Raw genomic sequence first — 1,737 nt, 5'->3', positions numbered from 1 at the left:
CGCGCCCGAGAACAGGAAACCCGACGGCTTGTCGAACATCGCGCGCTCGATGTCGATCACGTAGTCGTTGCCGACCCGCATCGTGACGACCTTGCCACCGTGGTCGCGGAACGCGCGCAGGTAGTCCGCGCCGAACTGTGCGCTCATTTCGATCAGCACGTCGCAGCGCTGCAGCGCTTCGTCCATCGACAGGAGCGGCACGTCCCATTCGCCGAGCATCATCTGCGGCTCGGCGAGCTGTTCGCCGCCGTTCACAATCACGGCTTCCGCGACGATCGGCGACTGGCGCAGCAGCAGGATCAGCAGCAGGCAATTCTGGAAGATGCCGTTTTCCCACAGCGACTGGCCGGCGCCGCGCACGAATAGCGATACACCGACGACTATACGCTTGGCTGCACGACGGGCCGGCCCGGTGTTTGACCTTGACATGTATTCCTCTTGGTTGAGCAGCTTGGCGCCATTGCATTGTCCAAAATCTGAAACTCCGTCCCCGGTGTCATGAGACGAGTCTAGATCTGATAGATCGCGCCAATGTCTGACCATTGAGTCGGCCAAGCAAGACAAAACACTGAAGCAATTGCGTGGATGTATCCGATGGAACAGCCTTCGTTCGCATAACGTCGTTCAGACCGCTACGAAAACCCGTGGCGATAGCGGAACGCTTGCCGTATAACGCGCTTGAGAATCCGGCCGCATAGGCAAGCTTCGCATCCACTCGGGTCCTTTCGTCGATATGCCGGTCTATCAACGCATCCGCGACGCGCTCGAATTGCCGCATCCATCGCTCCACTGATGCACCGATCAACCGCTCTTCTCTTATCAATCGGCGCGGCTTGCCGGTATGGTAGCCCTGCACCCATTGCGCCCCGGTCGCCGATGCAGTGAGCAGCCCATCGACGCTTTCTATGCCCTCCACCACAACCTGCGGCGCATGGTCTCGGGCGCGGGCCACCATTCGTTCAAACTGATCGAACTGTACCCTGTCGCGCCCGTCCCTCGGCAACATTCGACCAGAGATCTTGACGATGTTTGGCAAAGCAATCCGAGCAACATTCTCAACGCTGCATCCATCGCCAAAATCGTCCACAGCAATGCTGCAGCCCATGCACTGCAGGCGCTCGACAAATGCCCGCCCCGACACGGGCGACAGTTGCGTGGTCTCGGTAATCTCCACGACAAGGCGACACGCAATATCAGGCCGCCCCTCGAGCAATAGGAGAATCGATTCCCACCAATGGATCTCATTTGCACTTTGCGCGGAAATATTGACGCCCAGGCGAAGGTCGACATTTGACTCCATGATTTCAATGGCCATGCCAACGACATAGCGGTCCAGGAAGCGCATGAGTTCAAGTCGCTCCAGACTTGGAATGAACGCCGATGGATATATGATCGGTTGATCATCGCCACCAAGAATTCGCACCAGGCATTCGTGATACAGCACCTGTTCACCGTCAGGTATGCTCACAATCGGCTGGGCACACAGTATCACCTGATCTCGAGCAATCGCCGCCAGCACCATGCCGGCGGCCCTCATATCCGAATCCGCATGAAACCTCGTATCCCGTGCGAGAGCATGTTGAACCAGCACTTTTACGCAGTGGCTCATGTCGTTTACTTACACACGAAGAATGAATCGGGCGTTCCACGCGTGATGAGCGACAACCGATTCCGCAGCGTACCGCTCTGCACGATCCCGTCTTCCCGCCACGACAGGTCCGCACCACGCACGAACAA

2 protein-coding genes are annotated in these 1,737 nt (G+C 57.9%); both read right to left on the bottom strand.

Features of this window, described 5'->3' with window-relative positions:
• Positions 1-429 (bottom strand): DUF2827 family protein (locus U5771_RS34980; RefSeq protein WP_322028155.1); only part of this gene is annotated, 429 nt, incomplete at its 3' end.
• A 67-nt stretch (positions 430-496) separates the two neighbouring features.
• Positions 497-1,609: an EAL domain-containing protein gene (locus U5771_RS34975; RefSeq protein ID WP_322028154.1), complete on the bottom strand. Its 1,113-nt coding sequence runs from the start codon at positions 1,607-1,609 to the stop codon at positions 497-499.
• Between the last annotated feature and the right edge of the window lie 128 nt (positions 1,610-1,737).

Source organism: Burkholderia sp. BCC1977 (assembly GCF_905339595.1).
Taxonomy (GTDB): Bacteria; Pseudomonadota; Gammaproteobacteria; order Burkholderiales; family Burkholderiaceae; genus Burkholderia.
Note: the sequence above shows the minus strand (reverse complement) of the source record. Positions and strands in the feature narration are given on the sequence as shown.